This is a genomic window from Vibrio sp. M250220, assembly GCF_036533795.1.
Lineage (GTDB): Bacteria > Pseudomonadota > Gammaproteobacteria > Enterobacterales > Vibrionaceae > Vibrio.
The window spans coordinates 1-4,192 of record NZ_JATABI010000088.1; the positions used below are offsets into that span (position 1 = coordinate 1).

A 4,192-nucleotide genomic window follows, 5' to 3' on the forward strand; every position below is an offset into this window, starting at 1 on the left:
CTGGCAAGCCTCAAAACATCAACAACTGGGCTATATAGCGTCAGGTAAAAAACAAGGTGATTTAACCGTAGAGCCTGCGCCAAAAGAATTTGGCACTCGTCTTATTGAAGTGAGAATCGACTAATGAATAATGATCAAAGTATAGAGTCTCTAAAGGAACAACTTTATAACGTTGAGATAGCGTACTCTTGGGAGTGTAAAGGTGCTGGTTTAAAACACGAGAATCTAGTGAATTGGTTGATATCGATATTTGCGGGTTATTCAATGCTGGCTTTTCTTTGGTTTGTTAGTGATGAGCTGACTCTTGACACTATCGAGTTTTGGGGGATTTTTGCTATTTCAACGGTGTTTATGCTTATCTCAAGGTATCTGTATTTTCCTGATAAACATCGCTGTTATCACTTAACCGCACTGGGTATTCATTACACGGAGCAAGATATGATCCCAGAGGTGGCGTATAAAATCGTGCGCGGCTTTGCTTGGGTGGGAATTGTGGTGTGTGTTATTGCGGTTTTTTTACTTGGCCCCTTGGTGCTTGTCGGTGCTGGGGCGTTTGCGTTGATGTCATTTGGGATGACCAATTTTCAGCCAACAGTTAATAAGTCTTATGTACTGGTTGATGAACGTAGTGTGGTGTTTAATCTTACTAATGACTCAGTGCTGTCATTTGGAAGCCCTAAGCGAGAAACACTTGACTATATAGGGACTGTTTTTACTTCGACGCTTGATCAAAAAACAACGTTACTTTCTCATCTACAGTCGACTTTCCCTGAAATTGAAATAGTCGAAATCAAAAAGCTGAATGATAAGTATAAGCACCCGATTTATCAGCAAGATGAAGAGAGTGCAACAGAGTAACGTTCTCGCTTTCTCACAGAGTGATTAAATTTGCGTGGCAGCACGGACGATACCATCACGGTACTGTGATCATTTGGCCCTTATCCTCACTCAGTCAGAGTTAGAGGAATCAATAAACAACCCTGCATATATCTACTATTGGCAGCGACGTGAAACGGATGCTTATGACCACACTTTGTCTGAAACTTTAGGCAATGGTCTGGTTAACACTTATAACTACGATGCTAATACTGCGCGCCCTAGCTTCATAACCACACATAAGGCTAATGTTCTATTTGATCCTCATTTATCTGGTAGCAAGGCAAAAGGGCGTAATTTGCGTTCGATTCAATACCGCTACGATAGCCACAACAACGTGACTTATCGTTATGATGATCAGCTTGGAATTACAGATACATGGCAATATGATGCTTTGGATCGTGTGAGCAGTAACAGTGTGTCACTATCGAACCCCGTCGAATATGGAGTGGGCAGTCCAGACTTTGCTGGTACATTTAATTATCAATACGATAACTTGGGTAACTTGATATTTAAGACCGGTATTGGTGACTATGTTTATAGCGCTCAACAAGCTGGGCCGCATGCGGTAACCAAAGCCAATGGTTTAAATTACCAGTATGATGCTAACGGTAATATGCTACGTGCACGAGCGGATAACAGTACCGAGAATGAGCGTGAACTCGAATGGACTGAATTTAACAAGCTGAGCAAAATCACCCGTAACGGCAAGACCGTCGAATTCTATTATGATGCTAACCATAACCGTTATCTGAAAAAGAACAGTGATGGAATCGAAACCTTCTATTTTGGAAAAACCTATGAGCGTGTAACCGACACCAATACAGGCATCGTGCAGCATAAACACTTTATTTATGCCGACGGTAAGCTCATTGCTCTGAATACACAGACAAAAGAGGCAGACAATAGCCTTAAAGATAAACAAGTACGTTATCTGCATTACGACGCGCTGAATTCAGTAGACATGATCACCGATGGTTATGGTTTAGTCGTAGAGCGTCGTAGTTATGATACTTGGGGTAAAAAGCGTAATGTCCTCTGGCGTGAAGATGGTCCATTAGATGTGGTACAAGCCGCAATCACAAACCGAGGATATACAGGGCATGAAGAAATAGTCGAGGTTGACTTAGTGCATATGAATGGTCGTGTCTACGATCAGGAGCTAGGTCGATTTATTAGCCCCGATCCCATCATTCAAGCGCCGTATGTCACAAATAGCTTTAACCGTTATGCTTATGTGATGAATAACCCGCTCAAGTATACGGATCCGACGGGTTTTCGTGCGATCGAGGGAGCGGGAATCTCTGAACCTGGTATAAGAGATGGAATAGGTAGGTACGATCCGCCGAGAGATAACGGTAGGTATAATTCCAATAGCAACAGAAATCCAGGTCGTGACAGAGATCCTGAACGTAACCCAGGTACTGGTGGTACGAACAAACCTAAGGAAGTAGGAGAGCCCAAAGTTGAGCCTACAGTAAAGCCGAAAGTAAAGCCGAAAGTTGGGCCTACAATAGAGCCGCCATCCCAAAAATATAAGTGGGGTAATGAAGACTTAGCTGGAGAGATGGATCAAGAGGTTAGAAATGAGGCTTTACGTGATACAATGGACTCGCTAATCGGAGTTGAAGACTTTGTTGATGCGGCGGAAACGGTTCTAGATGCGAATGCGACTATTGCTGATAAGGTGGTTGCAGTAGGTGGTGCTTTTGCTAAGAGAACGCCTCTTGGCAAAGGGGTTAGTAAGGCTGTTACAAACAGTGCAGACAAATGGAGTAGAACCCCGAAAAGCATCCAAGATCAAATGACATTGAAAGCAGCTCAGGAAGGTCAAGGTAATGTCATTATCAAAAGCTTGAATGATCCTAAGTTCAAGGGAATGGAGAAGATGGAGCTGAAGGTTAAGTCTGCGAACGGTAATGATTCAGTTGTTCACTATGTGCGTGATCCAAACACCGGCAACTTAATGGACTTCAAATTTAAAAAGCACAATACTGATGGCTTGAATAATATTGAAAGAGTTTCTGATCCCAGGAAAGGTACTTACTAATTTTAAGAAGTGATTATGAAAGTTGTATGTAAAGTGAATAACTTGAACTCGTTCTCTGATGAAAATGTGTTGAAGCGTTTAAATAAGTATATCTCTATGCCCGAAGGAGAAGTAGATCTTGATATAGGCAAGGAATATACGGTTTATGGCGTGGTATTTTGGGATAACAGCCCTTGGTACTATATCTGCGTTGAAGAGTATGATGAATATCCTAAACCTTTTGCTGCTGAGTTTTTCAATGTATCAGATGATCGTTTATCGTCGTATTGGAAACTATCAGCGGTAGCACAGGAAGATAGAGAGGTTTTATCATCACTTGTATTTGAAGAGTGGGCTAAAGATTCCTTCTTTTATGAGCGTCTTATAGAAGATGATTCAGAAGCTTCTGCACTGTTCAACAATTATCGTCAGTTGATGGATCAAGAATAAAATGTTATCCAACTTTGCAATAAAGTGTTGCCCTTGCTGCACCGCCTCATGCTGTCCATTGCAGTCTCACACTCTGGGTTGATTAGTGCATCATGAGGGCGATGTATCTATTCCTTGCCATACTGGTTAATCTCATCTTGCCAATGTGTCGGTGCAATACTACCTAACGGTTGGTTTAATAACTTTTCATTCAACGTTTTTAAAGCCACATCACATCCTATCAATTGATGCAGGTTAAGATATGGAAAATCGACTATTTCTATGGCTAGGGAGTATTGTCCGTAAATGGTTTGTCAGACACTTCTCCTTTACCATCATATAAGACGGTAACGACAGCGACGCTTTTAGGGTGTCTATTAGGGGAAGGGACTATCCATCCATTAGGATCTGCACCTTCGTTAACCGTGCAGTCATCATTTGCAGATTTCACACACAAGATAGAATACAGAAGCATAACTTTGTCATCATTAACAAGAAGCTTCATGACTGGGTTTGCATGATGGTTCTTGTAGTAATGGTTCATTGTTTCTATTTTTTGCTTGGCAAGCTCACTGTCTATCACATCATCGATGCGAAACCACTTAGTATCATAATTCTCATCGAAATTACCCCATTCGGGCTTCCAACGCTGTTGCCATTTTTCACGAGATGAGCCGCCACCAACCCCATTTTCCCATTCGCCTTTTATAGCGCTAGGAATACCAATGCCAATGCTGGCACTTTTACAACAGCCCTGAACGCTGCCATACGCAAAGTTTGCTCCTCCACCATAAATATCACTGACCCACATATCACGAATAAAATGTGGGCCACCTAAAGACCCTGCATTGCCAATGC

The 4,192-nt window shown here is 42.0% G+C and carries 4 protein-coding genes; 3 read left to right on the forward strand and 1 reads right to left on the reverse strand.

The features are described 5' to 3' along the window. The first annotated feature begins 123 nt into the window (after positions 1–123). The 3 genes from QTN94_RS19120 (at position 124) to QTN94_RS19130 (ending at position 3,355) form a co-directional block, all read left to right on the forward strand. Positions 124–858: a hypothetical protein gene (locus QTN94_RS19120; protein WP_331428548.1), complete on the forward strand. Its 735-nt coding sequence runs from the start codon at positions 124–126 to the stop codon at positions 856–858. A gap of 73 nt (positions 859–931) precedes the next feature. Further along, positions 932–2,926 carry an RHS repeat domain-containing protein gene (locus QTN94_RS19125; protein WP_443088810.1) on the forward strand — a complete coding sequence of 665 codons (1,995 nt, stop codon included), beginning with the start codon at positions 932–934 and terminating at the stop codon, positions 2,924–2,926. 15 nt (positions 2,927–2,941) lie between these two features. After that, the gene (locus tag QTN94_RS19130) at positions 2,942–3,355 is read left to right on the forward strand and encodes a hypothetical protein (protein ID WP_331428549.1); all 414 of its coding nucleotides are present in this window, start codon (positions 2,942–2,944) and stop codon (positions 3,353–3,355) included. A 265-nt stretch (positions 3,356–3,620) separates the two neighbouring features. Here QTN94_RS19130 and QTN94_RS19135 read toward each other — a convergent pair. After that, positions 3,621–4,192, reverse strand: a 572-nt coding sequence (locus tag QTN94_RS19135) for a hypothetical protein (RefSeq protein WP_331428550.1), incomplete at its 5' end; no start/stop codon positions are given.